The organism is Nonomuraea sp. NPDC005650, from assembly GCF_040605375.1.
Taxonomy (GTDB): domain Bacteria; phylum Actinomycetota; class Actinomycetes; order Streptosporangiales; family Streptosporangiaceae; genus Nonomuraea.
On the sequence record NZ_JBEXCR010000004.1, the window covers coordinates 121,030 to 147,172 of the forward strand.

28 protein-coding genes are annotated in these 26,143 nt (G+C 72.3%); 16 read left to right on the plus strand and 12 right to left on the minus strand.

Going from position 1 to position 26,143, the window contains the following annotated elements; all coding sequences use genetic code 11:
- The first annotated feature begins 42 nt into the window (after positions 1 to 42).
- The 4 genes from ABZS69_RS08490 (at position 43) to ABZS69_RS08505 (ending at position 3,692) form a co-directional block, all read left to right on the plus strand.
- Positions 43 to 861: a carbohydrate ABC transporter permease gene (locus ABZS69_RS08490; RefSeq protein WP_355368633.1), complete on the plus strand. Its 819-nt coding sequence runs from the start codon at positions 43 to 45 to the stop codon at positions 859 to 861.
- A gap of 13 nt (positions 862 to 874) precedes the next feature.
- A complete protein-coding gene (locus tag ABZS69_RS08495; protein WP_355368635.1) occupies positions 875 to 1,654 on the plus strand; it encodes a ThuA domain-containing protein in 780 nt (259 codons plus the stop codon).
- Positions 1,651 to 2,763, plus strand: coding sequence for a Gfo/Idh/MocA family oxidoreductase (locus ABZS69_RS08500; RefSeq protein WP_355368637.1), 1,113 nt, complete (start codon positions 1,651 to 1,653; stop codon positions 2,761 to 2,763). The genes ABZS69_RS08495 and ABZS69_RS08500 overlap by 4 nt, the downstream gene beginning before the upstream one ends.
- Positions 2,764 to 2,936: 173 nt before the next feature.
- Positions 2,937 to 3,692, plus strand: a complete 756-nt coding sequence (locus ABZS69_RS08505; RefSeq protein WP_355368639.1) for a ZIP family zinc transporter — start codon at positions 2,937 to 2,939, stop codon at positions 3,690 to 3,692.
- Between the two features lie 4 nt (positions 3,693 to 3,696).
- Here the strand turns inward: ABZS69_RS08505 and ABZS69_RS08510 are convergent, their stop codons facing one another.
- The 6 genes from ABZS69_RS08510 to ABZS69_RS08535 all read right to left on the minus strand — a co-directional run bounded on the left by ABZS69_RS08510 (position 3,697) and on the right by ABZS69_RS08535 (position 7,464).
- The gene (locus tag ABZS69_RS08510) at positions 3,697 to 4,245 is read right to left on the minus strand and encodes a DUF1707 domain-containing protein (RefSeq protein ID WP_355368641.1); all 549 of its coding nucleotides are present in this window, start codon (positions 4,243 to 4,245) and stop codon (positions 3,697 to 3,699) included.
- Between the two features lie 31 nt (positions 4,246 to 4,276).
- On the minus strand, positions 4,277 to 4,795 hold the full coding sequence (locus ABZS69_RS08515; protein ID WP_355368643.1) for an EXLDI protein: 519 nt from the start codon (positions 4,793 to 4,795) through the stop codon (positions 4,277 to 4,279).
- A 66-nt stretch (positions 4,796 to 4,861) separates the two neighbouring features.
- Entirely contained in the window at positions 4,862 to 5,530 is a 669-nt protein-coding gene (locus ABZS69_RS08520) for a 3'-5' exonuclease (protein WP_355368645.1), read from the minus strand.
- A gap of 91 nt (positions 5,531 to 5,621) precedes the next feature.
- Positions 5,622 to 6,098 (minus strand): hypothetical protein, encoded by a 477-nt coding sequence (locus tag ABZS69_RS08525; protein ID WP_355368647.1) that lies wholly within the window; start codon positions 6,096 to 6,098, stop codon positions 5,622 to 5,624.
- Positions 6,099 to 6,145: 47 nt separating this feature from the next.
- Positions 6,146 to 7,093: a M56 family metallopeptidase gene (locus ABZS69_RS08530; RefSeq protein ID WP_355368649.1), complete on the minus strand. Its 948-nt coding sequence runs from the start codon at positions 7,091 to 7,093 to the stop codon at positions 6,146 to 6,148.
- Entirely contained in the window at positions 7,090 to 7,464 is a 375-nt protein-coding gene (locus tag ABZS69_RS08535) for a BlaI/MecI/CopY family transcriptional regulator (RefSeq protein WP_355368651.1), read from the minus strand. Before ABZS69_RS08535 ends, ABZS69_RS08530 begins: the two co-directional genes overlap by 4 nt.
- 144 nt (positions 7,465 to 7,608) lie before the next feature.
- Here ABZS69_RS08535 and ABZS69_RS08540 point away from each other — a divergent pair, with 144 nt between their 5' ends.
- Positions 7,609 to 8,526, plus strand: coding sequence for a hypothetical protein (locus ABZS69_RS08540; RefSeq protein WP_355368653.1), 918 nt, complete (start codon positions 7,609 to 7,611; stop codon positions 8,524 to 8,526).
- 18 nt (positions 8,527 to 8,544) lie between these two features.
- On the opposite strand, the gene ABZS69_RS08545 is transcribed toward ABZS69_RS08540, so the two are convergent.
- Positions 8,545 to 9,024: a hypothetical protein gene (locus tag ABZS69_RS08545; RefSeq protein WP_355368655.1), complete on the minus strand. Its 480-nt coding sequence runs from the start codon at positions 9,022 to 9,024 to the stop codon at positions 8,545 to 8,547.
- A gap of 208 nt (positions 9,025 to 9,232) precedes the next feature.
- Here ABZS69_RS08545 and ABZS69_RS08550 point away from each other — a divergent pair, with 208 nt between their 5' ends.
- The 4 genes from ABZS69_RS08550 to boxB all read left to right on the plus strand — a co-directional run bounded on the left by ABZS69_RS08550 (position 9,233) and on the right by boxB (position 14,467).
- The gene (locus tag ABZS69_RS08550) at positions 9,233 to 10,426 is read left to right on the plus strand and encodes an alginate lyase family protein (protein ID WP_355368657.1); all 1,194 of its coding nucleotides are present in this window, start codon (positions 9,233 to 9,235) and stop codon (positions 10,424 to 10,426) included.
- Between the two features lie 139 nt (positions 10,427 to 10,565).
- The gene (locus ABZS69_RS08555) at positions 10,566 to 11,423 is read left to right on the plus strand and encodes a 3-hydroxyacyl-CoA dehydrogenase family protein (RefSeq protein ID WP_355368659.1); all 858 of its coding nucleotides are present in this window, start codon (positions 10,566 to 10,568) and stop codon (positions 11,421 to 11,423) included.
- Positions 11,420 to 12,961 carry a phenylacetic acid degradation bifunctional protein PaaZ gene (paaZ, locus tag ABZS69_RS08560; RefSeq protein WP_355368661.1) on the plus strand — a complete coding sequence of 514 codons (1,542 nt, stop codon included), beginning with the start codon at positions 11,420 to 11,422 and terminating at the stop codon, positions 12,959 to 12,961. The genes ABZS69_RS08555 and paaZ overlap by 4 nt, the downstream gene beginning before the upstream one ends.
- Positions 12,962 to 12,988: 27 nt before the next feature.
- Complete coding sequence (gene boxB, locus ABZS69_RS08565; RefSeq protein ID WP_355368663.1) at positions 12,989 to 14,467, plus strand: benzoyl-CoA 2,3-epoxidase subunit BoxB; 1,479 nt, start codon at positions 12,989 to 12,991, stop codon at positions 14,465 to 14,467.
- 3 nt (positions 14,468 to 14,470) lie between these two features.
- Here the strand turns inward: boxB and ABZS69_RS08570 are convergent, their stop codons facing one another.
- A complete protein-coding gene (locus tag ABZS69_RS08570) occupies positions 14,471 to 15,319 on the minus strand; it encodes a PaaX family transcriptional regulator C-terminal domain-containing protein (protein ID WP_355368664.1) in 849 nt (282 codons plus the stop codon).
- 162 nt (positions 15,320 to 15,481) lie between these two features.
- Between ABZS69_RS08570 and boxC the strand changes: the two genes are divergently transcribed.
- The 5 genes from boxC to ABZS69_RS08595 are packed head-to-tail and all read left to right on the plus strand — an operon-like array spanning position 15,482 to position 20,847.
- Positions 15,482 to 17,128, plus strand: a complete 1,647-nt coding sequence (gene boxC, locus ABZS69_RS08575) for a 2,3-epoxybenzoyl-CoA dihydrolase (protein ID WP_355368666.1) — start codon at positions 15,482 to 15,484, stop codon at positions 17,126 to 17,128.
- 2 nt (positions 17,129 to 17,130) lie between these two features.
- Positions 17,131 to 18,669 carry a benzoate-CoA ligase family protein gene (locus ABZS69_RS08580; protein WP_355368668.1) on the plus strand — a complete coding sequence of 513 codons (1,539 nt, stop codon included), beginning with the start codon at positions 17,131 to 17,133 and terminating at the stop codon, positions 18,667 to 18,669.
- Positions 18,666 to 19,637 (plus strand): NAD(P)/FAD-dependent oxidoreductase, encoded by a 972-nt coding sequence (locus ABZS69_RS08585; protein ID WP_355368670.1) that lies wholly within the window; start codon positions 18,666 to 18,668, stop codon positions 19,635 to 19,637. The genes ABZS69_RS08580 and ABZS69_RS08585 overlap by 4 nt, the downstream gene beginning before the upstream one ends.
- Positions 19,638 to 19,651: 14 nt before the next feature.
- Positions 19,652 to 19,981 (plus strand): ferredoxin, encoded by a 330-nt coding sequence (gene fdxA / locus ABZS69_RS08590; protein ID WP_355368672.1) that lies wholly within the window; start codon positions 19,652 to 19,654, stop codon positions 19,979 to 19,981.
- A gap of 5 nt (positions 19,982 to 19,986) precedes the next feature.
- Positions 19,987 to 20,847 carry an amidohydrolase family protein gene (locus tag ABZS69_RS08595; protein ID WP_355368674.1) on the plus strand — a complete coding sequence of 287 codons (861 nt, stop codon included), beginning with the start codon at positions 19,987 to 19,989 and terminating at the stop codon, positions 20,845 to 20,847.
- A 91-nt stretch (positions 20,848 to 20,938) separates the two neighbouring features.
- Here ABZS69_RS08595 and ABZS69_RS08600 read toward each other — a convergent pair whose 3' ends face one another.
- From ABZS69_RS08600 to ABZS69_RS08610, 3 genes are all read right to left on the minus strand, one after another.
- On the minus strand, positions 20,939 to 21,682 hold the full coding sequence (locus ABZS69_RS08600; protein ID WP_355368676.1) for an enoyl-CoA hydratase/isomerase family protein: 744 nt from the start codon (positions 21,680 to 21,682) through the stop codon (positions 20,939 to 20,941).
- Positions 21,683 to 21,709: 27 nt separating this feature from the next.
- Positions 21,710 to 23,452, minus strand: coding sequence for a CocE/NonD family hydrolase (locus tag ABZS69_RS08605; protein WP_355368678.1), 1,743 nt, complete (start codon positions 23,450 to 23,452; stop codon positions 21,710 to 21,712).
- Between the two features lie 113 nt (positions 23,453 to 23,565).
- Positions 23,566 to 23,886: a hypothetical protein gene (locus ABZS69_RS08610; protein ID WP_355368680.1), complete on the minus strand. Its 321-nt coding sequence runs from the start codon at positions 23,884 to 23,886 to the stop codon at positions 23,566 to 23,568.
- Positions 23,887 to 24,038: 152 nt separating this feature from the next.
- On the opposite strand from ABZS69_RS08610, the gene ABZS69_RS08615 reads away from it, so the two are divergent.
- Together ABZS69_RS08615 and ABZS69_RS08620 are read left to right on the plus strand one after the other, a co-directional pair.
- The gene (locus tag ABZS69_RS08615; protein WP_355368682.1) at positions 24,039 to 24,311 is read left to right on the plus strand and encodes a DUF397 domain-containing protein; all 273 of its coding nucleotides are present in this window, start codon (positions 24,039 to 24,041) and stop codon (positions 24,309 to 24,311) included.
- Between the two features lie 54 nt (positions 24,312 to 24,365).
- On the plus strand, positions 24,366 to 25,271 hold the full coding sequence (locus ABZS69_RS08620; RefSeq protein WP_355369121.1) for a helix-turn-helix transcriptional regulator: 906 nt from the start codon (positions 24,366 to 24,368) through the stop codon (positions 25,269 to 25,271).
- A gap of 59 nt (positions 25,272 to 25,330) precedes the next feature.
- On the opposite strand, the gene ABZS69_RS08625 is transcribed toward ABZS69_RS08620, so the two are convergent.
- A complete protein-coding gene (locus ABZS69_RS08625) occupies positions 25,331 to 26,128 on the minus strand; it encodes an ABC transporter permease subunit (RefSeq protein WP_355368684.1) in 798 nt (265 codons plus the stop codon).
- Positions 26,129 to 26,143: the final 15 nt, after the last annotated feature.

Genomic DNA, 26,143 nt, shown 5'->3' on the forward strand with positions numbered 1-26,143 from the left:
CGCCATGGTCTACCTCTACCTCTCACGCCGGGAGCCCGACGAATGAACAGCTCATCGACCGCGCGCCGGCTGCCCATGACCGTGCTGGGCGTCCTCTTCCTGGCGGTGATGATCTTCCCGGTCTACTGGATGGTCAACAGCAGCCTCCAGTCGAGCTCCGGAGCCGCCACCACGGACTTCCTCCCGATCCACCTGACGTTCTCCGGGTACGCGACGGCGATCTCCGAGCAGGGCCCGAACTTCGTCACGAGCCTGACCATCGCCCTGGGGACGGTGGTGCTGACGCTGCTCGTCGCCGCCCCCGCCGGCTACGGCCTGTCCCGCTTCCGGAGCCGCGGCGCCGACGCGTTCCTGCTGGTGCTGCTGGTCACGCAGATGATCCCCGCCATGGTCATCGCGAACGCGCTCTATCCCCTGTTCAACTCGCTGGGCCTGCTCAACAGCGTCTTCGGCCTGATCCTCGCCAACACCGCCGGCGACATCCCGTTCGCGGTGCTGCTCATCCGCGCGTTCATGGGATCGATCCCCAGGGCGCTGGTGGAGGCGGCGCTGGTGGACGGCGCGGGCAACTTCCGGGCGTTCCTCTCGATCGTCGTGCCGATCAGCAGGAACGCGATCGTGACCGCCGCGCTCTTCACCTTCCTCAGGGCGTGGAGCGACTTCCTCTTCGCGCTCACCCTGACCAGCACCCAGGACGTCCGGCCCATCACGCTCGGCATCTACGACTACATCAACGCGAACTCCGAGGACTGGGCCGCGGTGATGGCCACCGCGGTGCTCGCCTCCATCCCGGCCGGCCTGCTGCTGATCTTCGCCCAGCGCTACATCGCGGCCGGCGCCATCAGCGGCGCGATCAAATGAGAAAGGAACATGCGTGAAGACACACGTCACGGTATGGGGTGAGAACCGCCACGAGCGGCACGAACCCCGGGTCGCCGAGATCTACCCGGACGGCATGCACAACGCCATCCGCCGGGGGATCGAGGGCTGGCTGGGCGAGCGGGCGAGCGTCGCCACGGCCACGCTGGACGATCCGGAGCACGGCCTGACCGAGGAGGTGCTCGCGAACACCGACGTGCTCATCTGGTGGGGCCACGCCGCCCACGCGGAGGTGGCCGACGAGGTGGTCGAGCGGGTGCACCGGCACGTCCTGTCGGGCATGGGGCTGGTGGTGCTGCACTCGGGCCACTGGTCGAAGATCTTCACCAAGCTCATGGGCACCACGTGCACGCTGCGCTGGCGCAGCGACAACGACCGCGAGCTGGTCTGGACGGTGAACCCGACCCATCCCATCGCCCGCGGCATCCCGCACCCGATCGAGATCCCCGCCCAGGAGATGTACGGCGAGCAGTTCGACATCCCCACGCCCGACGAGCTCATCTTCATCAGCTCCTTCACCGGCGGCGAGATCTTCCGCAGCGGCTGCACCTTCCGGCGCGGCAACGGCAAGATCTTCTACTTCAGCCCCGGCGACCAGGACTACCCCGTCTACCACCACCCGGACGTGCTGCACGTCATCGCCAACGGCGCCGAGTGGGCGGCCGGCGACCGGTCGCGGCGCGAGCTGCCGACCCTGCTCCGCTACGAGACGGGCGACTTCTTCAACGGGCACGGCTACCGCGGCGCCCTCCACAACAAGGAGCACGCCGAATGACCCCTTCCGCCGAGCCGGCACGCCCGCTCCGCGTCGTCCAGGTCGGGGCGGGCGCGATGGGCGCCGTCTGGCTGCGGACCCTGGCCGCGTCCGGCGACGTCGAGCTGGTCGGGGTGGCCGACCTCGACACCGAACGGGCGGCGCGGGCCGTACGGGCCGCCGGCGTCGACGCGGAGGTCGGCGCCTCGCTCGGCGAGCTCCTGCCGACCGAGCCCGACGCCGTCGTGAACGTCACGATCCCGGCGGCCCACACCGCGGTGAACGTCGAGGCGCTGTTCGCCGGGCTGCCGGTGCTGTGCGAGAAGCCGGCCGCGCCGACCCTCGCCGAGGCGCTCGTCCAGGCCGCCGCCGCCGAGGCGGCGGGGCGATTACTGATGATCAGCCAGTCGCGCCGGTACTTCGCCGCCCTGGAGGCGTACCGGAGCCGGATCGCGGAGCTCGGCCCGATCGGGCTGCTCACGACCGGGTTCTTCCGGGCTCCGCGCTTCGACGGCTTCCGCGCGGAGATGGCGCAGCCGCTGCTGGTCGACATGGCGATCCACGCCTTCGACGCGGCCCGCCACCTGCTGGGGGCGGAGCCGGTCTCGGTCTGGTGCGAGAGCTGGAACCCGCCCTGGAGCTGGTTCCGCGGCGACGCGACGGCGGCGGCGACCTTCCTGTTCGAGGAGGGCACCCGCTACGTGTTCACCGGCAGCTGGTGCGCGGAGGGTGCGGAGACGTCCTGGAACGGCGAGTGGCTGGCCAGCGGCGCCGCGGGCACCGCCACCTGGGACGGCGAGGACCGCGTCACCTCCGGCGCGGGCGGTGCCGTGGACGTGCCGCGGGGCGGCCGGGAGGAGGTCGCGGGGGCGCTCGCGGAGTTCGTGGCGGCGCTGCGCGCGGGGGTGGAGCCGTCGGGGTCGATCGCCGGCAACGTCCGCAGCCTCGCGATGGTCGAGGCGGCGGTCCGCTCGGCGGAGTCCGGTCAGCGCGTGGAGATCGACGCGCTGCTGGACCTGGCCTACCACGACGCGCTGGCCCACCCCGTGCGAGAGGAGGTCCGTACGCGACTCGAGTCCTGGGGAACGGCGACGGCGGCGCTGCCGAGCCGTCGTGCCGTCACGAGCTAGCGCCGCCCAGCCCTCGCCGGCGCTCCCGACCGCCGCGAGCGGGGCCGCTCAGCCCTCGCCGGCGGCCCCGACTGCGCCGCATATCGGGCATTTTGCTGTCGCCCCCCGGCCCGGTGGGGAGACCATATGCCCGTGATGCAAGGATCGTACGGTTCTGTGCACGGAGGTGGGCGATGCCGGAAGGGCTGCAGGCGTTGCTGTGGGGGTTGCTGGCAGGAGGGGCGCTGGTCGTGGGGGCCGCGGTCGCCTGGCTGGTGCGGGTCCCGGCGCGGGCGATCGCCATGATCATGGCCTTCGGGGCCGGTGTCCTGATCTCGGCGCTGTCGTTCGAGCTGATGGACGAGGCCGAGCGGACCGGCGGGCTCCTGCCGACCGCCGCCGGCTTCCTCGCCGGTGCCTGCGCCTACGTGGCGGCCAACGCGCTGCTGGCCCGGTACGGCGCCCGGCACCGCAAACGCTCGGGCGATCAGCAGCCGAGCGAGGCCGACGTCCAGGGCAGCGGCGCGGCGATCGCCGTCGGCGCCCTGCTCGACGGCGTGCCCGAGTCGGTGGTGCTCGGCCTTTCCCTCGTGGGCGGGGGGAAGGTCGGGTTCGCCGTCCTGGCCGCGGTGTTCATCTCGAACGTCCCCGAAGGGCTCTCCAGCGCCGCCGGGATGAAGCGCGCGGGCCGGGGCGCCCGCTACGTGTTCGGCATCTGGGGCGGGATCGCCCTGGCCAGCGGCCTGGCGGCGTTCCTCGGCTACCTGACCATGCAGTCGGCCTCGCCGGCGGTCACCTCGATGATCATGGGGGTGGCGGCGGGCGCGATCCTCGCCATGGTGGCCGACACGATGATCCCCGAGGCCTTCGAACGCGCGCACACCCTCACGGGACTCATCGCCACGACCGGGTTCCTGGCGGCCTTCGCCGTCGAGCGCCTGGCCGGGTGAGCCGTCACCGGCCGGACCACCGGCCGGACCACTGGCGCGGCCCGCGGATGCGCAGCCGGCCGTAGGGGAGCAGGCCGGTGACCCGGAGGTGCGGGGCGCCGGGACGTGGCCGGCCGGGCACCCGGCAGGCCACGCTGCCCCATTCGACGCGCACCGCGTCGGCGTTCGCGGTCGCGCCGCGCGGCAGGACGATCGTGGCGGAGCCGCAATCGAGCCGGAGGTCGATCTCGATCTCGGGATGCCCGATGACGGTCCGGGACAGATCCAGCCAGACCGAGCCGTACTCGGAGGCGATCCGCAGCCGGCGCGGGACCTGCCAGTCGCCCACCCGCCTGATGCGGCCACCGGCGGACCTCAGCTCCACCGTCTCGTCCGGGAGCTCAGGCAGGTCGGCGGTCACCTGCAGCAGGTCGCCGTGGGAGGCGGCGGTGAGCGCCAGTTCGAGCCGCGCCTCCATCTCGGCGGAGCCGAGCCGGCCGTCGGCGAAGGCCTGCTGAAGCCGGAGAACGACCAGGTCGCGGTCGCCGTCGGAGACTCGTGTCCGGAGTTCCATGTCTCGGGTGGCCTCTCTGTGTGGTCGCCGGTCAGAGGTCGAGATCGTCGTCGACGGGGCGGTCGGCGAGACCGGCGATCCGGTCGTAGAACTCCGCGGGGATCCTGCCGCGCAGCTCCTCCAGCGTGCCGACCGCCTCCACGGTGGTGTCGCCCGGCACGAAGCCCCAGCTCGTCTCGCCCAGGCCGAGGTAGCCGAGCCAGGTGGTCGCCCAGTCGTCGGACTCCGAGCCGCTCACCCAGTCGGGCGATCGGTCGCTGTGCAGGACGAACGTCCCCCCGTGCGAGCGGTAGACCCGGAACGTGTCCACCCGCCCGCTGCGGCTCGTGCGGCCCCACTCGCCGAGCAGCACGCCGGAGAAGCGCCGCTCGTCCCCGGCGATCCGGATGACGATCTCGTCGTAGCCCTGCCGGCGGCCCTCTTCCATCTCGACGTAGCGCCGCAGCGCCTCGCTGACCGCCGCCGACGGCGTGCCGCCGGCCAGGTGCTGCGCCCGCTCCAGCAGCGGAAGGTCCTCGTCCGGGATGTCGATCACCGTGTTCTGCGCCATTGCCGCCCTCCTCTGTCTATACGTATAAGCCTACGTATAAGAGGGAAGGGTCGCAAGAGGCGTCCGTCAGAACAGGCCCGGCTGCTCGCCCGGCCGGCGTGGCGGTCGTTTGGGCGCGAGGCCGCCGATGGCGTCGAGGTCGTGCAGGGATCGCCAGCGCGTGCGGCCGCCTTCGGCCAGCAGGCGCCGCAGCAGCCGCACGGTCACCTCGGCGTCCGGCAGGGCCCGGTGGCGGCCGGCCGGGCGGGGGATGCCCAGGTGCGCGAGCAGCGTGTCCAGGCTGTGGGAGGGCAACCTCGGGTACAGGTGGCGGGCCAGCCGTACCGTGTCGAGCAGCGGGACGGCTGCCAGCCGCGGGCACGACGACCGCAGCCCGGCGATCAGGGCCGCCTCGGTGGCGGCATGATGGGCGACGAGCCGGTACGGCGGCGCCGTCAGGCGTTCGTCGAGGGCGGCGATGACCTGCTCGGGCGGTGGGGCGGTGGCGAGCATCGCGGCGGTGATGCCGGTCTGCCGCACGTCCCACGGGGTGACGGCCACGCCGGCCGGCGCGGCCATCAGCGACTCGAACCGCCACACCTCGGCCAGATCGCCGCCGACGGCCCGCACGGCGCACACGCCCACCTCGATCGGCACCAGGGGACGCCCCTGCGGGGTCAGCCCCTCGAAGTCGATGACGAGGAGAGTGTGGCGGGCGAGAACGGCGTCGCCGTAAAGGGCTCCTGGCACATCCACGCGCTGACCGTACCCCGTCGCCCTCTCGCTTACGGCGCCAACGCGGAACTCGGCTCACCTGCGGAAACTCCGCGAACGTCGCCGCCTTCCTTCAGTCCTTCCCGGCGAGGGTGACGAGGGTGATGAAGGAGAGGCCGGCCGAGCCCACGCGGCCGGTGACCTCCCAGCAGCCCGCGACGGGGAAGTCCACGCCCGTGGCCTGGAAACCCGTCTCGCCGTAGCCGTCGGGCACCTCGCTGCGCAGCGGCCCGGCCGGTCCGTCCAGCCGCCGCCCGCTGATCTCCAGCTTGCCCGCCACACCCCGCCACCAGCCGTACTTCATGGAGATCGAGCCGTCCGGCTGGACGAGCGCGGCGTCGGCCTCGATGACGCCTCCCGGCGCCAGCCCGCCCACCCACAGGCTCCCGTTGCCGTACGAGCTCTCCCTGCCGAAGAACGGCCCGGGCGTGCCGTTCGAGGAGGTCGGGGCGGCGCCGGGCAGCGTCACCGGGCAGTCGCCCGCTCGGGAGGAGCAGGCAGGGCAGGACAGGAGCGCGGCGGCGAGGGCGAGGACGGGTAGCAGTCTCATGCCCCGCATACACCGCGGACCCCCGGACGGTTCCGGGGCCGCGTGCGTCAGAAGGGGAGGAACGAATGGCAGTGGTGCGCCACGAACGAGGCCAGCCCGGGCACCAGCGCCACCGCCGCCGGCCCGCCGAGCAGCAGCGTCACGCTCGCCACTCCGGCCAGGCGCTCCACGCGCCTGAGCGGGCAGGCGGGGCTGAGCATGCGGCGCACGCGGAGGAGGGCGGTGTCGCCGCCGGCGCCGAGGGCGAACGCGGGTGCCCGGCCGGTGGCCAGGCCGACGAGCGCGGCGGCGATCTGCACCCGGGGGTGGCGCCGCGCCGCCACGTCGTCGGCCAGCAGCTCGATCAGCCGCACGACCTCCGCCTTGGCCGCCTCGAACACGGGCACCTTCGGAAACGCCTTGGCCAGCGTGTGTGCCGCGGCGAGCGCCAGGTGGTGCCTGCCGCGCAGGTGGGCGCGTTCGTGCGCGAGCACGGCGGCGACCTGTTCGGGGGTGAGGCTGCGCAGGGCGCCGGTGGTGATGACGGTCTGGGCGCGCCGGCCCGGCAGGCAGTACGCCAGCCGCTCGTCGTGGTCGAGCACGATCGCGTCGAGGTCGCGGTCGCGCCGGCCGAGCAGGCCGAGCATCGCCGCGTGCGCGCGCCGTTCCGCGCCCGCCCTGGCCAGGACGGCCGCGCCGCACGAGAGCAGGCGCGCGAGCACGGCGCCCGCGGTCACGAGCGCGCCCGCACCCGCCAGGGTCAGGCCGTGGCCGTCCGACAACATCGCCGCGCAGATCTCGAACAGCCCGGCCAGCCCGTGCCCCACGACGTCGGCGGGCACGGCGAAGGCGAACGCGGCCAGGACGGCGGAGGCGACCACGGAGGCGCCGGCCGCCAGCCACATCGTGATCGCCAGCCGGGGCGCCCGGTCGGCCCAGCGCGCGGCCCGCATCAGCCGCGGCAGCCAGATCGCGGCGACCACCGTGTAGAGCACCAGGACGGCGGCTGCGATCACGCCGACCCGGCCCTGGGCGGGAACACCTGCAGCGCCGCCTCCAGGGCGGTCGCCTCCTCCGGGGTGAGCCGTTCGAGGAAGTGCACCAGCGTGGCGGCCTGGTTGCCGCTGCCGGCCAGCGCGGCCCGCATCAGGTCGGCCGTGTAGGCCTCCTTGGAGGCGACCGGCTCGTAGATGTAGGCGCGGCGGACGGGCTCGCGCTTGAGCAGGCCCTTGGTGTGCAGCTTGTCCATCACGGTCATGACCGTGGTGTAGGCGATGGTGCGCTCCTGCCGCAGTTCTTCCAGCACGTCGCGGACGGACGCGGGCTTCCGCCGGGCCCACATCCGCTCCATGATGGTGGACTCGAGCTCTCCTAAGCCGCGCGTCATGCCAAGAATGCTATCCGCGGTCGTAGTGCCGCGGACCGCCTGGGCCGCGGCCTGCCGGCTGACGGTGAACAGCGAAGGCCCCGTGGCCGTACCCGAGATTGTGGCAGCGGTCGAGGAAGCGGGGTACAAGGTGGCGAATCAGGCATGAACGCGGCAACCAAGCTGGGCGTCTACGTTCTGGGGCTGGCCGTCGTCTTCGGCGGCGCCCTGGGTGCCGGCAACGCGGTGGGGACGGCCGGTTCCGCCCCGGGGCCGGCCCGGCAGCCGGCGCACGCGACTCCTGCCGCGGACGGTCACGGCGATCACGGGACGGCGAAGGGGGACACCCCTGGAGGACTTCAAGTGTCCGAGAACGGCTACACCCTGAGCCCGCTGACCACCGTCGAAGCGGGCGAGCCGGCCGATTTCCGGTTCACGGTGACCGGGCCCGACGGGCGGCCGGTGACCGATTATCAGGTCCAGCATGACAAGAAGCTGCACTTCATCGTGGTGTCGCGGGATCTGGCGAGTTTCCAGCACCTGCACCCGGTCCTGGGCGCGGACGGGGTGTGGTCGGTGCCGCTGACCCTGAAGGAGCCGGGCGCCTATCGGGCGTTCGCGGATTTCGTCCCGGCGGGCGGGAGCGGGCTGACGCTGGGGGCGGATCTACTGGTGGCGGGCAAGTACGCGCCGCGGGCGCCGGCGCCGGTCAGCCGCGCGGCGACGGTGGACGACTACACCGTCTACCTGCGGGGTGACCTGGTGCCGGGCCAGGCGAGCAAGCTGACGCTGAGCGTGAGCAAGGACGACAGGCCGGTCACGGATCTGCAGCGGTATCTGGGAGCCTACGGGCACCTGGTGGCGTTGCGGGGCGGTGACCTGGCCTACCTGCACGTGCATCCGGAGGACGGTGCGACGGCGGGGCCGGAGATCACCTTCCACGCGCAGGTGCCCAGCGGCGGCGAGTACCGGTTGTTCCTGGACTTCCAGCACGAGGGCAAGGTCCGTACGGCGGCGTTCACCGCGCGGGCGGTGTCGGTCAGGCAGGCCATCCAGAGCGACGGCCACGACCACACGCACTGAACCAAGGAAGCGGAGGGCTCAGCCGCAGGCCACGCCGAGGACCTGTCGCTGGCCGTTGTACTTGGGCTCCCCGGTGCCGGTGTGATCCCCATGCAGGGCGTGCATGTACATGCACAGGTTCTTTCCGTAGACCCGCACGGGGCCCGCGTAGTACTTGAAGCGCCCGCTGTCCGAGTCCTTGTTGTTCTTCACGTTGTCGTCGGTCAGGCGGGAGTTCCACAGGTGGATGGCCATCGGCGTGGGCTCTCCGTACCGTGCCTGGCCGGGCCGCTTGGCGAGGACGGCGCAGTTCCAGCCGGTGCCGGCGTCGTAGAAGAGCTTGATGTCGCTGCGGTAGTAGGTCCCACCGGTCACCAGGTCCCGCAGGGGCACGGCCCAGCTGCCCACCTGCGACCCCGAACAGCCGTACGCGCCGGCGTTCGCCGGTGTGGACGTGGCCGCCTGCGATGCCGTGACGACGACGATCGGCAGCACGATGGACATGACTCTGCGGAACATCAGGTTTCTGACCCCCTTGTGACAGCTCTGGATGAACAGGATGACAACGCCCGGGCCGGGCTGTCGTTGGCGATGCGTCCACAGCTCCTTGACGATGCGTGCTCATGAGCGGGGTGACACAAGCGGCGGCATGTCTTGTAAAGGTCTGGTGTCAGGGCTACGATCACACCGTCCTTTAGGAAAGTTTCCTAAATAAGGAGTGGGGTCCGTGGTCCGTCCCCGTCGTCGCGGGATCCTGTCGTCACTCGCGATCGCCCTGGTCATCCCCCTGATCACCATCGTCATGTCCCCGCCCGCCACCGCGGCGCCGGCCGCCTTCGCCCATCCCGGCGTGCTCGTCAGCAAGGCGCAGCTCGACTTCGTCCGCGCCAAGGTCAACGCCGGGGCCCAGCCGTGGAAGGCCGCCTACGACCAGATGATCGCGAGCCCGCTCGCGTCGTTGTCGCGTACCCCGAAGCCGCGGGCCGTCGTCGAGTGCGGCCCGTACTCCAACCCCAACAACGGCTGCACGGACGAGCGCCAGGACGCGCTGGCCGCCTACACCGACGCGTTGGCCTGGTACATCACGCGCGACAGCCGGTACGCGGACAAGGCGATCCAGATCATGGACGCCTGGTCCGGCGTGATCACCGACCACACCAACAGCAACGCGCCGCTCCAGACCGGGTGGGCGGGATCGTCCTGGCCCAGGGCCGCCGAGATCATCCGCTACACCTACACCGGCTGGTCCGCCACGGGCGTCAACCGCTTCGCGACCATGCTCCGCAACGTCTACCTTCCCGAGGTCATCAACGGCAGCACCCGCACGAACGGCAACTGGGAGCTGACGATGACGGACGCCGCGATCGGGATCGCGGTGTTCCTGGAGGACAAGGCCGCCTACGACAAGGCCGTGAGCACGTTCAGGGCCCGCGTGCCCGCGTACGTCTACCTCACCGCCGACGGCGCCTTCCCCAGGGGGCCGGCGGGCAGCGGCATCGACACGCGCGCCGAGGTCGTCGACTACTGGCAGGGCCAGGACACCTTCGTCGACGGGCTCTCCCAGGAGACGTGCCGCGACTTCACCCACACCGGGTACGGCCTGGCGTCGATCGCGCACATCGCCGAGACGGCCCGGATCCAGGGGCAGGACCTCTACCCGGAGGTCGCCGACCGGCTGCGGCACGCGCTCGGCCTGCACGCGAAATACCAGCTCGGCACCGCTGTGCCCGCGTGGCTGTGCGGCGGGAGCCTCACCCTGGGCCTGGGGCCGGTCACCGAGGTCGGCTTCAACGCCCTGCACAACCGCATGGGCATCGCGATGAGCAACACGCAGACCCTCACCGAGCGGCAGCGCCCGGCGGGCACCAACAACCTCTTCGTCGCCTGGGAGACCCTCACCCACGCCGGCAACCCCAACTAGGCGTGCCATAAATCTGCTACATAACTCTTCCGCAGCTCCATAAAACTGTGGCAAGTTGAGTATCTGTGAGCGTACGGGGCATGACCGCAGCCAGCGCGTCGGCCCCCCGCGCCCAGGAGCTCGCCACAGGAGGACTGCGATGACCCAGACGTTGCCGGAGCGGTGCGGGGTGGTGGGCGGCGGGCGCATGGGCGCCGGCATCGCCCACGCCCTGCTCCTCGCGGGCTGCCACGTCACGCTGGTGGAGCGCGACGGCGAGGCCGCCGGCGCCGCCCGGGACCGGGTGGCCCGCGCGGTCGAGGCCAGCGCGAAGCGCGGCCTGATCGAGGACGCGGGCGAGCCGGTGGCCCGCCTCACCACGGTGACGGACCCCGCGGAGCTGGCCGCGGCCGGGCTGGTGATCGAGGCGGTGCCCGAGGACGTCGACCTCAAGCTCGTCACCCTGCGCGCCGCCGAGGACGCGGTCGGGCCCGAGGCCGTGATCGCCTCCAACACCAGCAGCATCTCGCTCGACACGCTCGCCCAGGCGCTCGCCCGCCCCGAGCGCTTCCTCGGGCTGCACTTCTTCAACCCCGTCCCGGCCAGCAGGCTCGTCGAGGTGGTCATCGCGACCGCCACCGACCCGGCCCTCCCGGAGCGGGCCATGGCGTGGGTGGAGGCGATCGGCAAGACAGCCGTGGTCGTGCGCGACTCGCCCGGCTTCGCCAGCAGCAGGCTCGGCGTCGCGCTCGGGCTGGAGGCGATCCGCATGGTCGAGTCCGGCGTCGCCTCGGCCGAGGACATCGACGCCGCGATGACGCTCGGCTACGGCCACCCGACCGGGCCGCTGCGGCTCACCGACCTCGTCGGCCTGGACGTCCGGCTGGGCATCGCCCGCTATCTCGAACGCGAGCTGGGCCCCCGCTTCGCCCCGCCGGACCTGCTCGTCCGGCTCGTCGAACAGGGCCACCTGGGGCGCAAGACCGGCAAGGGCTTCTACGACTGGAGCGAGTCGTGAGCACCCTGGAGAGCTACCTCGCGGGGGCCTGGCGCGCCGGAGGCGGGGAGGGGGTCCCGGTCGCCGACGCGGTGACCGGTGAGATCGTCACCCGGGTCAGCGGCGAAGGGCTCGACCTCGCCGCCGCGGTGGCGTACGCCCGCCGTACCGGCCTGGCCGCCCTCGGCGAGCTGACCTTCCCGCGGCGGGCCGCCGCGCTCAAGGTCGCGGCCCTGGCGCTGCAGGAGCGCAGGCAGGAGCTGTACGAGCTGTCGGCGCGGGCCGGGGCCACCCGAAGGGACGCCGCGGTGGACGTGGACGGTGGCATCGGCACGGCCCTCGTCTACGCGAGCCTGGCCCGCAAGGGCCTGCCCGACCACACGCTGATCGTCGAGGACGACCTGATCCCGCTCGGCAGGGGCGGCACGTTCACGGGACGGCACGTCCTCACCACTCCGCGCGGGGTCTCGGTGCAGATCAACGCCTTCAACTTCCCCGTCTGGGGCATGCTGGAGAAGCTCGCGCCCGCGCTGCTCGCCGGGCTGCCCACGATCGTCAAGCCCGCCACCCCGACCGCGTACATCGCCGCGCACGCCGTGCGGATCATCGCCGACGCGCTGCCGCCGGGCGCCGTCCAGCTCGTGGCGGGGCGCGTGCCCGGCCTGTTCGACCTGCTCGGCGGGCAGGACCACATCGGCTTCACCGGCTCCGCCGCCACGGCCGCCCGGCTGCGGTCCGACCCGGCCGTCACCCTCCGCTCGGCCCGCTTCAACGCCGAGGCCGACTCCCTGAACTGCTCGGTGCTCGGCCCGGACGCCGTGCCGGGGGAGCCGGAGTTCGACCTGTTCGCCGACGCCCTGGTCACCGAGCTGACCGTCAAAGCGGGGCAGAGGTGCACGGCCATCCGGCGCGCGTTCGTCCCCGCGAACCTCATGGACGCCGTCTCGGAAGCGGTCGCGGCCCGCCTGGCGCGGGTCGTCGTCGGCGCGCCGGGCGCGGACGGCGTGACGATGGGCCCGCTCGTCGGCCTCGACCAGCGCGAGGATGTGCGGGCGGCGGTCGCGCGGCTGGCCCGGGCCGGGTCGGTGGTCCACGGAGACCCGCACAAGGTCGAGGTGGTGGGCGCCGACGCCGGGCGCGGGGCGTTCCTGGCGCCGCTGCTGCTGCGGGCGGACGACCCCGGCCGTCCCGAGCCCCACGAGGTGGAGGCGTTCGGGCCGGTCTGCACGCTCATGCCGTACGACGGGAGCGCGGACCTGCTGGAGCTGGTCGCCCGCGGTGAGGGTTCGCTGGTGGGATCGGTGGTGTCGTACGACGCGGACTTCGTCCGCACGGTCGTGCTCGGCGCTGCCGCCCACCACGGCCGGCTGCTGGTGCTCGACCGCGACAGCGCACAGGAGTCCACCGGGCACGGCACGCCGATGCCCCAGCTCGTCCACGGCGGCCCAGGCCGGGCGGGCGGCGGCGAGGAGGAGGGCGGGCTGCGCGCCGTCCACGCCCACCTCCGGCGCACCGCCCTCCAGGGCAGCCCGGCGACACTCGACTCGATCGTGAAGTAACGACAAACAAGCGTAGAGAGAGCAGTGATGAGCACCGACTCCCGTACCGGCGCCGCCCCCCTGCCCGGCGGCCCGCTCAGCCGCGTGGACTACAGCGAGCGCATCCCCAACAACGTCGACCTCGCGGGCGACCGCCGGCTGCAGCGGGCGCTGGAGGGCTGGCAGCCGAAGTTCCTCGACTGGTGGAAGCAGCTCGGCCCGGCCCTGCCGACCAAGGACGTCTACCTGCGCACCGCGGTGGCCGTGGGCCGCGACGGCTGGGCGCACTTCGACCACGTCCCCATGGACGAGTACCGCTGGGGGATCTTCCTGGCCGAGCGCGACCCCGACCGCAAGGTCAACTTCGGCAAGCACAAGGGCGAGCCCGCCTGGCAGGAGGTGCCCGGAGAGCACCGGGCCGACCTGATGCGGCTCATCGTCGTGCAGGGCGACACCGAGCCCGCCTCGGTCGAGCAGCAGCGCGTCCTCGGCGACACCGCGCCCAGCATCTACGATCTGCGCAACCTCTTCCAGGTCAACGTGGAGGAGGGCCGCCACCTGTGGGCCATGGTCTACCTCCTGCACGCCTACTTCGGCAGGGAGGGCAGGGAGGAGGCCGAGCAGCTGCTCAAGCGCAACTCCGGCGACCTGGACGCGCCGCGCATCCTGGGCGCCTTCAACGAGGAGACCACCGACTGGCTGCAGTTCTTCATGTTCACGTACTTCACCGACCGCGACGGCAAGTACCAGCTCGGCACGCTCAAGGAGTCGGCGTTCGACCCGCTGGCCCGCACCTGCGAGTTCATGCTCAAGGAGGAGGCCCACCACATGTTCGTGGGCACCACCGGGGTCCAGCGGATCCTGGAGCGCACGGCCGGGCTTATGAAGGAGCACGGCACGGCCGACGTCCTCCCGCACGGAGGCATCCCGCTGGACGTCATCCAGAAGTACCTGAACTTCCAGTTCGCGGTCTCGATGGACCTGTTCGGCTCGGAGCAGTCGACCAACGCCGGCAACTACTACACCTCCGGGCTCAAGGGCCGCTGGATGGAGACCCGGCGCAAGGACGACCACGTGCTGCTGGCGGCCACCCGCGAGCTGCGCCACGTCGAGGACGGTCAGATCAGGACCAGGACCGTGCCCATGCTCAGCGCACTCAACCTCGACCTGCGCGACGAGTACGTCGCCGACTGCGCCAACGGCGTACGCCGCTGGAACCAGGCCCTGGAGGACGCCGGGCTGGCGGAGCGGCTCTACCTGCCGCACGAGGGCTTCAACCGCAAGGTCGGCGTCTACGCCGGCCACCACGTCACCCCGCACGGCGAGGTCGTCGGCGAGGCCGCCTGGCAGGCCCGCGCCCACGAATGGCTGCCCACGCCCGAGGACCGCGAGCGGGTCGCATCCCTCATGGTCCCCGAGTACGAGTACGGCAAGTTCGCCGGCTGGATCGCCCCGCCGAAGACCGGCATCAACGACCAGCCGGTCGAGTTCGACTACGTGCACCTGGCCGCCGAAGGACTCGTCTGACGGTCAGCTCCTGGCGGCGGCCTCGCCGTCCATGTGGTCCCATTCGCCCTGCGCCCGCCGGTGCCACCGGTTGTGCAGATCGTGGAAGACGGCCGCCGCCCGGGGCCCCGGCCAGGCGTGGTCGAGCAGCTCGGCCGGCAGGTCGGGGTCGAGGAACGGGAAGCGGCGCCACTCCTGGATGAGCAGCACCTGGTTGACGAACGCCTCCCGGTCGGAGGAGACCGCGCGCCCCTCGAAGCGCTCGATGAAGCTCACGTAGCGCTTCTCCACGTCGTCGAGGTCCCACGCGGCGGTGATGAGCTTGGCGGTGTCGCCGATGCCCGCCGACGGCCCGGTCCAGGCGTAGGCCCGGTCGGTCAGGTCCAGCTCGCGGATGACCTCGCGTACGGCGGCCTCCTTGGAGGCGTCGGGGACGACCCAGAGCGCGGGGGAGGGGGAGCCGAGCCCGAGCCAGGTCAGCCTGGTGCGCAGCCGGTGGCGGAGCTGGCGCTGGGTCTCGGGCACGCCCGCGGTCAGGACGAGCCAGCGGCCGTCCCACTGGTGGGGGGCGCGCATGAAGCCGTAGATGCGCTCGGTGCCCTCGCGCAGCAGCCGGTCTCCGGCCTCGGTCAGCTTCCAACGCACCCTGCGGCCGTGCCGCTCCGAGGCCAGCAGGCCCTCGGCGGCGGTGCGGGCCAGGGCCTGGCGCGCGGACTTCTCCTCCACGCCGAGCGCGCCGAGCGCGGTCACCAGCGTGCCCGTCCACACCTCGCCCCCGCGCGGCAGGACGAACTCGCCCAGCACCGTCAGCAACATCGAGCGCGCGCTGGCCGACGCCTTCTCGCGCGGACGCTCAGCGGACTCGCCCGCCACGGTTGCCCTCCCTGTCCTTCGACACGCTCGTGACGCGCATTCTGCCAGGTCGGGCGTCCCTTCGGATGCGCGTGCGAGCAGAAGCACTACAAACACTTGACGTTACTCATGATAGACGTCGAATATTGGGAATTAAGGTTCCACGCCCCCACGGAGCACGCATTGACTGTCACCTTCGCGACCTCGCCGGACCGCTACCGCCACTGGGCCCTCGCGGTGAACGGGGCCGTGGCCACCGTCACGCTGCGCGTGGACGAACACGGCGGCCTGGTCCCCGGCTACGAGCTCAAGATGAACTCCTACGACCTCGGCGTCGACATCGAGCTGTACGACCTCGTCCAGCGCCTGCGCTTCGAGCACCCCGAGGTCAGGGCGGTCGTGCTCACCGGCGGCCTGGACCGGATGTTCTGCGCCGGGGCCAACATCCGGATGCTGGCCCAGTCCACGCACGCGTGGAAGGTCAACTTCTGCAAGTTCACCAACGAGACCCGCAACGGCATCGAGGACGCCACCGAGCACTCCGGCCAGACCTGGATCGCCGCGCTCAACGGCACCGCCGCCGGCGGCGGCTACGAGCTCGCGCTGGCCTGCGACCAGATCGTCCTCGTCGACGACGGCTCCTCGGCCGTCTCCCTGCCCGAGGTGCCGCTGCTCGGCGTGCTGCCGGGCACCGGCGGCCTGACCCGCGTGGTGGACAAGCGGCACGTGCGCAAGGACCGCGCCGACCTGTTCGCCACGAAGTCCGAGGGCCTGCGCGGCCGCACGGCGGCGGAGTGGGGCCTGGTGGATGCCGCCGTGCCGCGCCACTCGTTCGAGGAGGAGGTCGCCAGGCGGGCGGAGGCGGCGGTGGCCGCCTCCACGCGTCCATCGGGCGCCACGGGGGTGGCCCTGACGTCACTCGACCGCAAGGACGAGGGCGACGCCATCACGTACCCGTACGTGACCGCCCGCATCGACCGGGCCGGCCGCCGCGTCGAGATCACCGTGGACGGCCCCCACGACGCGCCGCCCGCCGACCCCGCCGGCCAGGGCGCCGGCTACTGGCCGCTCGCCGTGACCCGCGCGCTGGACGACCTGATCCTGCACCTGCGGACCAACGAGCCGGAGCTCGGCATCTGGGTGCTGCGCGCGAGCGGCGACCCCGAGCGGGTGCTGGCCTACGACGCCCAGCTCCGCGACAGGCCCGGCTGGTTCGTCGACGAGGTGCGCCACTACTACAAGCGCACGCTCAAACGCCTCGACGTCACCAGCCGCAGCCTCATCGCCGTCATCGAGCCGGGCACGGCCTTCGCGGGCCTGCTGGCCGAGCTGGCCCTGGCCGCCGACCGGCAGTACATGCTGGAGGGCGTCTACGAGGACCGCGACGAGGCCGCCGTCCCGGCCACGCTCGTCCTCACCCCGTCCAACGACGGCCTCTTCCCGATGGGCAACGGGCTGTCCCGCCTGCGCTCCCGCTTCTGGGGCAACGACCGGGACCTGGAGGCCGCCCGCGCCCGGTTCGGCGAGCCGCTCGACGCGGCCGCCGCGCTGGAGCTCGGCCTGGTCACCGTCGCCCTGGACGACATCGACTTCGAGGGCGAGCTGCGCATCGTGCTGGAGGAACGCGCCTCGCTCTCGCCCGACGCGCTGACCGGCATGGAGGCCAACCACCGCTTCACCGGCCCGGAGACGGTCGAGACGAAGATCTTCGGCCGCCTCACCGCCTGGCAGAACTGGATCTTCGTCCGCCCCAACGCCTCCGGCCCCGACGGCGCGCTGCGCCGCTACGGCACCGGCCGCAAGGGCGACTACGACCCGAAGAGGGTCTGACCATGACCCTGTTCAACGCCGGGGACTGGCTCGTCCACCGCCACGTCCGGGAGGGCCGCGGGGACCGGGTGGCGGTCCGGGGCGAGGCCACGCTCACGTACGCGGAGCTGTCGGACCTCGTCGGGGCCGCCACCGCCGCCCTGCGCGCCCTCGGACTGCGCCGCGACGACCGCGTGGTCTTCGTCACCAGCGACGGCGTCCCCATGTTCGCGGGGATCCTGGCCGCCTTCTGCGGCGGGTTCGTGGCCGTGCCGGTCTCGACCATGCTGGGCGCCAAGGAGCTCGGCGCGATGATCGCCGACTCCGGCGCGGCCGTCGTCGTGGCCGGCGCCGAGTACGCCCCCCAGGTCCAGGAGGCCCTGACCCTGGCACCCGAAGCGCGGCACCTGGTGTGGGACGGCGCCGCGCCGCCCGCGAGCACGTCCCTGACGTGGGAGGAGCTGCTGCGCGCGGGCGAGGGGGAGTCCCGCGAGCCCGCTCCCACGCTGGAGGACTCCTGGGCCCTGTGGCTCTACACCTCCGGCACCACCGGCGTCCCCAAGGGCGCCATGCACCGCCACGCCAACGTCCGGCACGTCTGCCGGACCTACGGCGACCAGGTGCTCGGCATCCGGCCCGACGACGTCTGCTTCTCCGTCGCCAAGCTGTTCTTCGCCTACGGCATCGGCAACTCGATGTTCTTCCCGCTCTCGGCCGGCGCCGCCACCGTGCTGGAGCCGCGCCGCCCCGCCCCCGCCGTGACCGCCGAGCGGATGGCCGCCGACCGTCCGACCCTGTTCTTCGCCGTGCCCACCTTCTACGCCGCGCTGCTGGCCGCCGACCTGCCCGGCGACACCTTCGCCTCCGTACGGCTCGGCGCCTCGGCGGGGGAGGCGCTGCCCGCGCCGCTCCAGGAGCGGTTCACCGGCCGCTTCGGCGTCGAGGTCATCGACGGCATCGGCTCCACCGAGGCGCTGCACATCTTCCTGTCCAACCGGCCCGGCGACGTGCGCCCCGGCACCACCGGCCGCCCCGTGCCCGGGTACGACATCGAGTTGCGCGACCCCGACGGGAGGCCCGTCCCCGACGGAGAGCCGGGCGCGCTGCACGTGCGCGGCGAGTCCATCGCCCTGGGCTACTGGCGGCGCACCGACGCCAGCCGCACGGTGTTCGCGGGCCCGTGGCTGAACACCGGCGACACCTACACCCGCTCTCCCGACGGCTACTACACCTGCCTGGGCCGCAGCAACGACCTGCTCAAGGCGGGCGGCATCTGGGTCTCGCCCGCCGAGGTCGAGAGCCGGCTGCTGGAGCACCCGGCGGTCGTGGAGGCGGCCGTGGTGGGCGTGGCCGACGAGCACGGGCTGGACAAACCGGTCGCCTGCGTCGTCGCCCAGGGGCAGGTCAGCGCCGAGGAACTGGTCCAGTGGTGCCGCGACGGCCTGGCCGCCTTCAAGCGGCCCCGCCGGGTGGTCTTCCTCGACCGGCTGCCCAAGACCGCGACCGGCAAGATCCAGCGCTTCCGGGTCCGCGAGCTCCTCGCCGAGGAGGCCCGCGCGTGAACGTCGACGTGCTGATCATCGGCGCCGGTCCCGTGGGCCTGTTCGGCGCGTACTACGCCGGGGTCCGCGGTCTGCGCACCGCGGTGGTCGACGCGCTCGGCCAGGTCGGCGGCCAGGTCAGCGCCATGTACCCGGAGAAGCAGATCTACGACATCGCCGGGTTCCCCGCCGTCTCCGGCCGCCGCCTCATCGCCGGCCTGGTCGAGCAGGCCGCCCCGTACGAGCCGGCGTACGTGCTCGGGGAGGAGGCCCAGCGGCTCGAACGCGCCCCGGACGGCCGGCTCGTGGTCAAGACCGGCGCGGGCACCGAGCTCACCGTCGGGGCCGTCATCGTGACCGGCGGCATCGGCACCTTCACGCCCCGCCCGCTGCCCGCCGGGGAGGAGTTCGTCGGCCGGGGCCTGGCGTACTTCGTCCCCGACGGCGCGGACTACGCGGGCCGGGACGTCGTGGTCGTCGGCGGTGGCGACAGCGCCGTGGACTGGGCGCTCATGCTCCACCCCATCGCGCGCAGCGTCACGCTGGTGCACCGCCGCGCCGCCTTCCGCGCCCACCACGGCTCGGTGGCACGGCTCACCGCCTCGCCCGTCGAGATCGTCGTCAACGCCCAGGTCACCGCCGCCCACGGCGGCGACCGGCTGGAACGCGTCGAGCTCAGCACCGGGCACGCCCTGCCGTGCCAGCGCCTGGTCGCCGCCCTCGGCTTCACCGCCAACCTCGGCCCGCTGCGCGAATGGGGCCTCGACCTGCGCGACAACCGCCACCTCGTCGTCGACTCCGCGATGCGCACCAACGTGCCCGGCATCTTCGCCGCCGGCGACATCGCCGACTACGACGGCAAGGTCCGGCTGATCGCGGTCGGCTTCGGCGAGGTGGCCACGGCCGTCAACAACGCCGCCGTGCACCTCGACCCCGCCGCCCGGCTCTTCCCGGGGCACTCCACCGACAATCCCGCCCCGGGCCCGTGACCAGGAGATTCACCATGCCGTACGTCATCGCCGCACCCTGCATCGACGTCATGGACAAGTCGTGCGTCGAGGAGTGCCCGGTCGACTGCATCTACGAAGGGGACCGCAAGCTCTACATCAACCCCAAGGAGTGCATCGACTGCGGCGCCTGCGAACCCGTCTGCCCCGTCGAGGCCATCAGCCAGGACCGGCGGGTCGCCGACGAGCACGCCGAGTTCGTCGAGGACAACCGCCGCTTCTTCGTCGAGGTGCTGCGGGGGCGCGAGGCACCGCTCGGCGCGCCCGGCGGTTCCGGCGGAACGGGCCGGATCGGGGTGGACACCCCCATGGTCGCGGGCAGGTAGGGAACATGATCGACGGCATCCCCCTCATCGACGCGCACGTCCACGTGCCGGTGCTCGGCACCCTCAAGCCCGCCTGGCTGCGCTGGGCCCGCGACTTCGGCGAGCACGGCGTGCTGGAGGACGTCTGGGACTCCGCGGGCAGGCCGCGCCCGGCCCGCCTGGACGAGCTCTTCGCCGCCCAGGGCGTGGACGTCGCGCTGCTGTTCTGCGAGTACAGCCCCAAGGCGACCGGCACGCAGGCGTTCGAGGACCTGCTGCCGATCGTCGAGCACAACCCCGCCCGCTTCCGGCCGGTCGCCAACGTCAACCCCCACCTGCACTTCCCCCTCGCCGCCGAGGTGTGCCGCCAGCTCGACCTCGGCGCCGCCGCGCTCAAGCTGCATCCCGTGCACGGCGGGTTCCGCTGCGACGACGCCGCCCTCTACCCGGCGTACCAGGTGCTGGAGGAGCGCGGCGTCCCGCTCGTCGTCCACTGCGGCACCAGCTCCTTCCCCGGCGCGGCCAACGAGAACGCCGACCCGGGCTTCCTCATCCCGGTCGTGCGCGACTTCCCCGGCCTCCACGTCGTGCTCGCGCACGGCGGGCGCGGCTGGTGGTACGACGCCGCCGCCTTCCTCGCGCTGTCCAACGACACCGTGTGGCTGGAGCTGTCCGGCCTGCCGCCCAAGCGGCTGCCCGAGTACTACGCCAAGTACGACCTCGCCCGCCTGGGCCGAAGATGGATCTTCGGCACCGACTGGCCCGGCGTCCCCGGGACCGCCGCCAACGCCCGAGCCGTCGCGGGGCTCCTGCCCGACGAGGTCGCCAGGGCCGTGCTCGCCGGGAACGCGACGAAGGTGTACGCCGGCCTGCGAACGGGGGAGTGACCCGTGCCCGTCTACGCCCTCGGCGACCGTGCCCGAGGGGCTGGAGGTGCCGCCCGGCCACCTGGCGCTCGGCGTGCCCGCCCGGCCCACGTCAGCGGCGGCGCTCCAGGAACGCGGTCATGCGCTCGTGCTTCTCCTCCGTCTCGAACAGCACGGCCTGCGCCACGTCGTCGAAGCGCGGGTGCGCGCCGGGCGGGGCGGCCAGGGCGAGCTTGGTCAGGCGCAGCGCGAGTGGCGCGTTCTTCGCGATCCGGGCGGCCAGCCGGTCCGCCGCGGCAGGCAGCTCGTCCTGCGGCACGAGCTCGTTCACCAGCCTGACGGCCAGCGCCTCCTCGGCCGCGAGCACCCTCCCGGCGAGCAGGATCTCCTTGGCGAGCGGCTCGCCGACCAGCTCGCGCAGCCGCCAGCAGGCCCCGGCGGCGGCCATGATGCCGAGCCCCGCCTCCGGGTTGCCGAAGCGGGCCCGAGGGGTGGCGACGCGGAAGTCGCAGGCGTACGCCAGCTCGGCGCCGCCGCCCAGGGCGGGACCGTCGACGGCGGCGATCGTGGGCATCGGCAGCCGGGCGATCCGGTCGAACAGGCCGCTGTTGATGCCCGCCAGCGCGTCCTCGCGGCGGCGCTCGCGCAGCTCGCGGATGTCCGCGCCGGCGGCGAAGATCCCGTCGGAGCCGGTGAGCACGAGGATGCGAGGCCGACGCTCCAGCTCGGCGCAGACCTCGTGCAGGTCCGCCACCATGGCCGCGTCGATCGCGTTGCGCACCTGCGGCCGGTCCAGCCGGACCAGCACCCGGTCGGGCCCGTCCTCGATCTTCACCGTGTCGTTCAGCGGAGGCACTGCGCCCTCTCCCGTCGTCGTCATTGCTCAGCGGCTGATCACGGGCAGGATAAGGCGGCTCGGGTGCCCGGGGCCGTGGAGCACGCTGTTGGTCGCGACGACGACCTCGTCGGCGGTGTCCTCGGCGATGGTGGCACCGGTGTTGGTGTTGCGGTCGTAGCGGGGGAAGTTGCTGGAGGAGACCTCAAGGCGGATCCGGTGGCCCGGCAGGAACACGTTGGAGGTCACCGACAGGTCCAGCGTGACCTCGTGGACCTGGCCGGGGGTGAGCGGTCGCGGCGTGGCCAGGGAGTCGCGGTAGCGGGCGCGCAGGATGCCGTCGGTGAGGTAGATCGCCCGCCCGTCGGGGAAGACGTCCACGAGCTTGCCGGTGAAGTCGGTGTCGCGCGCCGACGAGGTGACGTGGAGGACGAGCGAGACGTGCCCGGTGACCTCGACCGGCTCCTCCAGCGCGGGGGTGGTGAAGCACAGCACGTCGTCGCGGGTCTCGACCGGGCGCTGGTCGACCGGTCCTACCCCGTTGACGGCGGCGGGCAGCATGACCCGGCCGCCGAGGGTGGGCACCGGCCGGGCCGGGTCGTAGGTGTAGGTGTCGGCCGCCTCCGCCGCGGGCGGCTCGGTGCCGAGGACGCCGTCGCCGTCGGCGGTGTTGGCCCGGCCGGCGCCGTCGAGGTAGTAGTCGGTGTAGCGGGTGTCGGGCAGCGGCCAGTCCTGCTCGTCGCGCCACCGGTCGATGCCCATGACGAAGATCCGCACGGGCGCGGTGCCGTCCAGCGCGTCGGCACGGCCGCGCAGCCACCGGTCGAAGAACCGGATGTGCGCCCCGGTCAGGTCGGCCGCCATGCCGCCGGCGCTCATCCCGAACCGCCGGTCGTGGTACACGCCGTCCTGCGACAGGTGGTCCCAGGGGCCGATGATCAGCCGCTGGCCGTCGCGGGCCTCGGCGCTGCCGCCCTCGGCGCGCATGCGGGTGAAGGTGCGGGCGGTGCTGTCGACGAACAGGTCGAACCAGCCGCCCACGTTCAGCGCGGGCACGGTCACCCGGTCGAACCGCTCGGCGACGGAGAGGTCCTGCCAGAGCCGGTCCCGGTCGGGGTGCCGCAGCCACTCGGCCCACCAGGGCGACTGCTTGGCGAGCAGCGGCTGGTCGAGGATCGGCAGCGTGGCCAGGTGCGGCTGCGGGTCGGCCGCCATCCCGGCCGCCTCCAGGAGAACCCCCGGGTCGCCGGCCCCGGCGGCGAGCGCGGTCTGCGCCGCCGTGAGCGTCATCATCGTGGTCCAGGTCCAGGCCGCGTGCCACGAGAGCGCGCCGCCCGCCGAGTACCAGGGCGCGTGGTAGTAGTCCGTGCTGGTCACCGTCGGGGCGATCGCCTTGAGCCCGGCCGGGGTCTGCGCCGCGCCGGCCCACTGCACGAAGCCGAGGTAGGAGCCGCCGTAGGTGCCGATGTTGCCGTCGCACCAGGGCTGCTCCAGCAGCCAGGCGATGGTGTCGGCGCCGTCGTGCGGGTCGTCGACGTGGGGGGTGAACTCGCCGTTCGAGCGGAACCTGCCGCGCGTGTCCTGCCAGACGACCGCGTATCCGGCTTCGAGCAGGGCGAGCAGGTTGGGGGTGAGGGGAGAACCGGAGAGACCCGGCAGGCCGTCCTTGCCGTAGGGGAGACGCACCAGCAGCGCCGGCGCGGGCGGCCCCTCGGGGATCCAGAGGTCGGTGGCGAGGGTGACCCCGTCGCGCATCGGCACCATGACGTCCTTGTCGACCGAGAAACGCATCTGATCTCCTACATGTGACGGCATCTGCGTCAGGATTCTGTAGCATTTACCATTCCGGCCTCTTTCTAGCGCACATCCGGGCCGATCGGAAGGCCCTCAAGGCCGGACCCGCGTCAGGGCGGCTCGGCGGGCCGGGGCCGGCGGGCGTTCAGCTCGAGCTCCGCCCGTGCCATGGCGGCCTGGAGCTGGTCGGGGCTGCGGGCCTCGAGGACGGTGCAGTGGAACGGGTCGCGGCACTCGAAGGCGGTGTAGGTCTGCCGCCATGCCCCCCAGGTGATGACCCAGCCCGGCCACTGCGCGCGCAGGGCGTTCAGGTCACGATCGACCGCCGCCGACATGGCGGCGGCCGCTGATATGGGGGCCGGGGTGTCGGCGTTCTGCTGCGGGGTCTGGGCGGGTCCGCCGCGCGAGCGGCGGTGCCGAGGACGCTGCATCAAGATCTCCATGAAGGGGGTAGATCGTGGTGCTTGCGGAGGCTTATCCTTTCCAACCGGCATTCCCCGCTGCAAGTACATCTGCACATGCATTTTGAAGAAAGTGCATATGCACTTGCAGTTTCGTCACACGAGTTGAAAAGGAGAAAGGTATGGAAGGTCCCATTTACAATGGCATGTCGGCTTCTGTGGTGTCTGGGGTGAAGTGGCGTAAGAGTCAGCGGAGTAATGCGGACGGTAGTTGCGTGGAGCTCGCCGAGTTACCGGGCGGCCGGATCGCGGTGCGCAACTCCCGCTACCCTGACGGGCCGGTCCTCGTCTACACCAAGGCCGAGGTCAGGGCGCTGATACTCGGCGCCAAAGACGGCGAGTTCGATGACCTGGTCATCGGTCCGAATATGGACGCATCATCTGGAACGTCATGAAACAGTAGGTAACGTAGGGAAGAACGAGTGCCTCGCCCGGCAAAAGGATCAATGATGATCATTGCAGAGCCTGACGGAGACGCCGTCCCCTCCCAGGTCGTACGTGGTGCCCGGAGCGGGCCGACCGCGTTGCGGATCATGGTGGGGACGCAGCTGCGCCGGCTGCGCGAGGCCAAGGGCATCAGCGGCGAGCAGGCCGCGGACACCATCCGCGCCAGCCACTCCAAGATCAGCCGGATGGAGCTGGGCCGCAGCCCTTTCAAGCAGCGTGACGTGGCCGACCTGCTCACCTTGTACGGCATCACCGCCCCCGGCGAGCGGGAGAAGGTGCTGGAGCTGGCCCGCCAGGCCAGCGCTCCGGGGTGGTGGCACCAATACAGCGACGTGCTCCCCGGCTGGTTCGAGCCCTACCTCGGGCTGGAGCAGGCGGCGCGCACGATCCGCAGCTACGAGGTGCAGTTCGTGCACGGCCTGCTGCAGTGCGAGCCGTACGCGCGGGCCGTCATCGCCACGCGGCACGGCGGCGTGGACCCCGACGATCTCGGTCGCCGGGTGGCGATGCGGATGCGCCGTCAGGACCTGCTCACCGACAGCGAGGCGCCCACCCTGTGGGCGATCATGGATGAGGCGGTGCTGACCCGGCCGGTCGGCGGCCGCGACGTCCAGCGTGCCCAGCTGGAGCACCTGCTCACGGTCTGCGCGCTGCCGAACGTCACCCTGCAGGTCGTGCCGTTCGACATCGGCGGGCACGCGGCGATGGGCGGCCCGTTCACGCTCTTACGCTTCGACGCCCCGGACCTGCCCGACGTGGTCTACCTGGAGCATCTCACCAGCGCGATGTACCTGGACAAGCCCACCGACATCGACGACTACAGCAAGGTGATGAACACCCTGACCATTCAGGCCGCTCCCAAGGAGGCCACCCCGGCCCTGCTCCAGAGCATGCTCGACCGGCTCTGAGGCTTGCTCGACCGGCTCTGAGCGGGCCGGCCGGGCTGGCGGGCCACGTCCGTCCCGGGCTAGTGAGCCACGTCCCGGGCGGCCGTGTGCCAGGACGTGGCCCGGCGCGCCAGGGCGCCGAAGCCGAGGAAGACGCCGAGTCCGAGCAGCGAGGCCAGGCCGACCGCCGCGAACAGCTGCTCGGACTGCAGCCGCGCCCGGTACAGGTCGATGAGCGTTCCGATGCCCGGATCGCCCTGCCGGAAGAAGAAGTCCCCGACCACCGCGCCGATGACCGACAGGCCGGCGGAGATGCGCAGGCCCGTGAGGATGTGGGGCAGCGCCGCGGGCAGCTGGAGCTTCCACAGCCGGGCCGCCCATCCGGCCCGCGCCAGCGTGAACAGGTCGTGGTGGGCCTCGTCCACCGAACGCAGCCCGAACAGCGTGTTGGTCACGATCGGGAACAGTGCGATCAGCGCGCAGACCAGGACGCGGGTGAGGAACCCGAACCCGAACCAGAACCCGAACAGCGGCACCAGCGCCAGGATCGGAATCGTCTGCAGGATCACGAGGTACGGGTGCAGCGACCGCTCCAGCCAGCTCGCCTGGGCCATGGCGATCGCGCACACGATGCCGATCGCCGCCGCGATCGCCAGGCCGAGCAGCGCGACCTGGGCGGACAGCACCAGGCCGGCGAACAGCTCGGCGCGGTTGCCGGGGTCGAGGAGCCCCACCCGCACGACGGCGTCCGGCGGGGGAAGCAGGAAGCGCCGGTCGGGGGTCAGCAGCACGTACGTGACGGCGTACCACAGGGCGATCACGAGGGCGAGGACGGCGAGCGGCGGCACCCACCGCAGCCACCTCGGAGCGGTGCTCATGTGGTCACGGTGGTG

Excerpts from the sequence above, each read along its gene's own strand:
- ABZS69_RS08490 (WP_355368633.1), top strand. The coding sequence starts at position 43 with ATGAACAGCTCATCGACCGCGCGCCGGCTGCCCATGACCGTGCTGGGC.
- ABZS69_RS08500 (WP_355368637.1), top strand. The coding sequence starts at position 1,651 with ATGACCCCTTCCGCCGAGCCGGCACGCCCGCTCCGCGTCGTCCAGGTC.
- ABZS69_RS08505 (WP_355368639.1), top strand. The coding sequence starts at position 2,937 with ATGCCGGAAGGGCTGCAGGCGTTGCTGTGGGGGTTGCTGGCAGGAGGG.
- ABZS69_RS08510 (WP_355368641.1), bottom strand. The coding sequence starts at position 4,245 with ATGGAACTCCGGACACGAGTCTCCGACGGCGACCGCGACCTGGTCGTT.
- ABZS69_RS08515 (WP_355368643.1), bottom strand. The coding sequence starts at position 4,795 with ATGGCGCAGAACACGGTGATCGACATCCCGGACGAGGACCTTCCGCTG.
- ABZS69_RS08525 (WP_355368647.1), bottom strand. The coding sequence starts at position 6,098 with ATGAGACTGCTACCCGTCCTCGCCCTCGCCGCCGCGCTCCTGTCCTGC.
- ABZS69_RS08535 (WP_355368651.1), bottom strand. The coding sequence starts at position 7,464 with ATGACGCGCGGCTTAGGAGAGCTCGAGTCCACCATCATGGAGCGGATG.
- ABZS69_RS08540 (WP_355368653.1), top strand. The coding sequence starts at position 7,609 with ATGAACGCGGCAACCAAGCTGGGCGTCTACGTTCTGGGGCTGGCCGTC.
- ABZS69_RS08545 (WP_355368655.1), bottom strand. The coding sequence starts at position 9,024 with ATGTTCCGCAGAGTCATGTCCATCGTGCTGCCGATCGTCGTCGTCACG.
- ABZS69_RS08555 (WP_355368659.1), top strand. The coding sequence starts at position 10,566 with ATGACCCAGACGTTGCCGGAGCGGTGCGGGGTGGTGGGCGGCGGGCGC.
- boxB (WP_355368663.1), top strand. The coding sequence starts at position 12,989 with ATGAGCACCGACTCCCGTACCGGCGCCGCCCCCCTGCCCGGCGGCCCG.
- ABZS69_RS08580 (WP_355368668.1), top strand. The coding sequence starts at position 17,131 with ATGACCCTGTTCAACGCCGGGGACTGGCTCGTCCACCGCCACGTCCGG.
- fdxA (WP_355368672.1), top strand. The coding sequence starts at position 19,652 with ATGCCGTACGTCATCGCCGCACCCTGCATCGACGTCATGGACAAGTCG.
- ABZS69_RS08595 (WP_355368674.1), top strand. The coding sequence starts at position 19,987 with ATGATCGACGGCATCCCCCTCATCGACGCGCACGTCCACGTGCCGGTG.
- ABZS69_RS08605 (WP_355368678.1), bottom strand. The coding sequence starts at position 23,452 with ATGCGTTTCTCGGTCGACAAGGACGTCATGGTGCCGATGCGCGACGGG.
- ABZS69_RS08610 (WP_355368680.1), bottom strand. The coding sequence starts at position 23,886 with ATGCAGCGTCCTCGGCACCGCCGCTCGCGCGGCGGACCCGCCCAGACC.
- ABZS69_RS08615 (WP_355368682.1), top strand. The coding sequence starts at position 24,039 with ATGGAAGGTCCCATTTACAATGGCATGTCGGCTTCTGTGGTGTCTGGG.
- ABZS69_RS08620 (WP_355369121.1), top strand. The coding sequence starts at position 24,366 with ATGATCATTGCAGAGCCTGACGGAGACGCCGTCCCCTCCCAGGTCGTA.
- ABZS69_RS08625 (WP_355368684.1), bottom strand. The coding sequence starts at position 26,128 with ATGAGCACCGCTCCGAGGTGGCTGCGGTGGGTGCCGCCGCTCGCCGTC.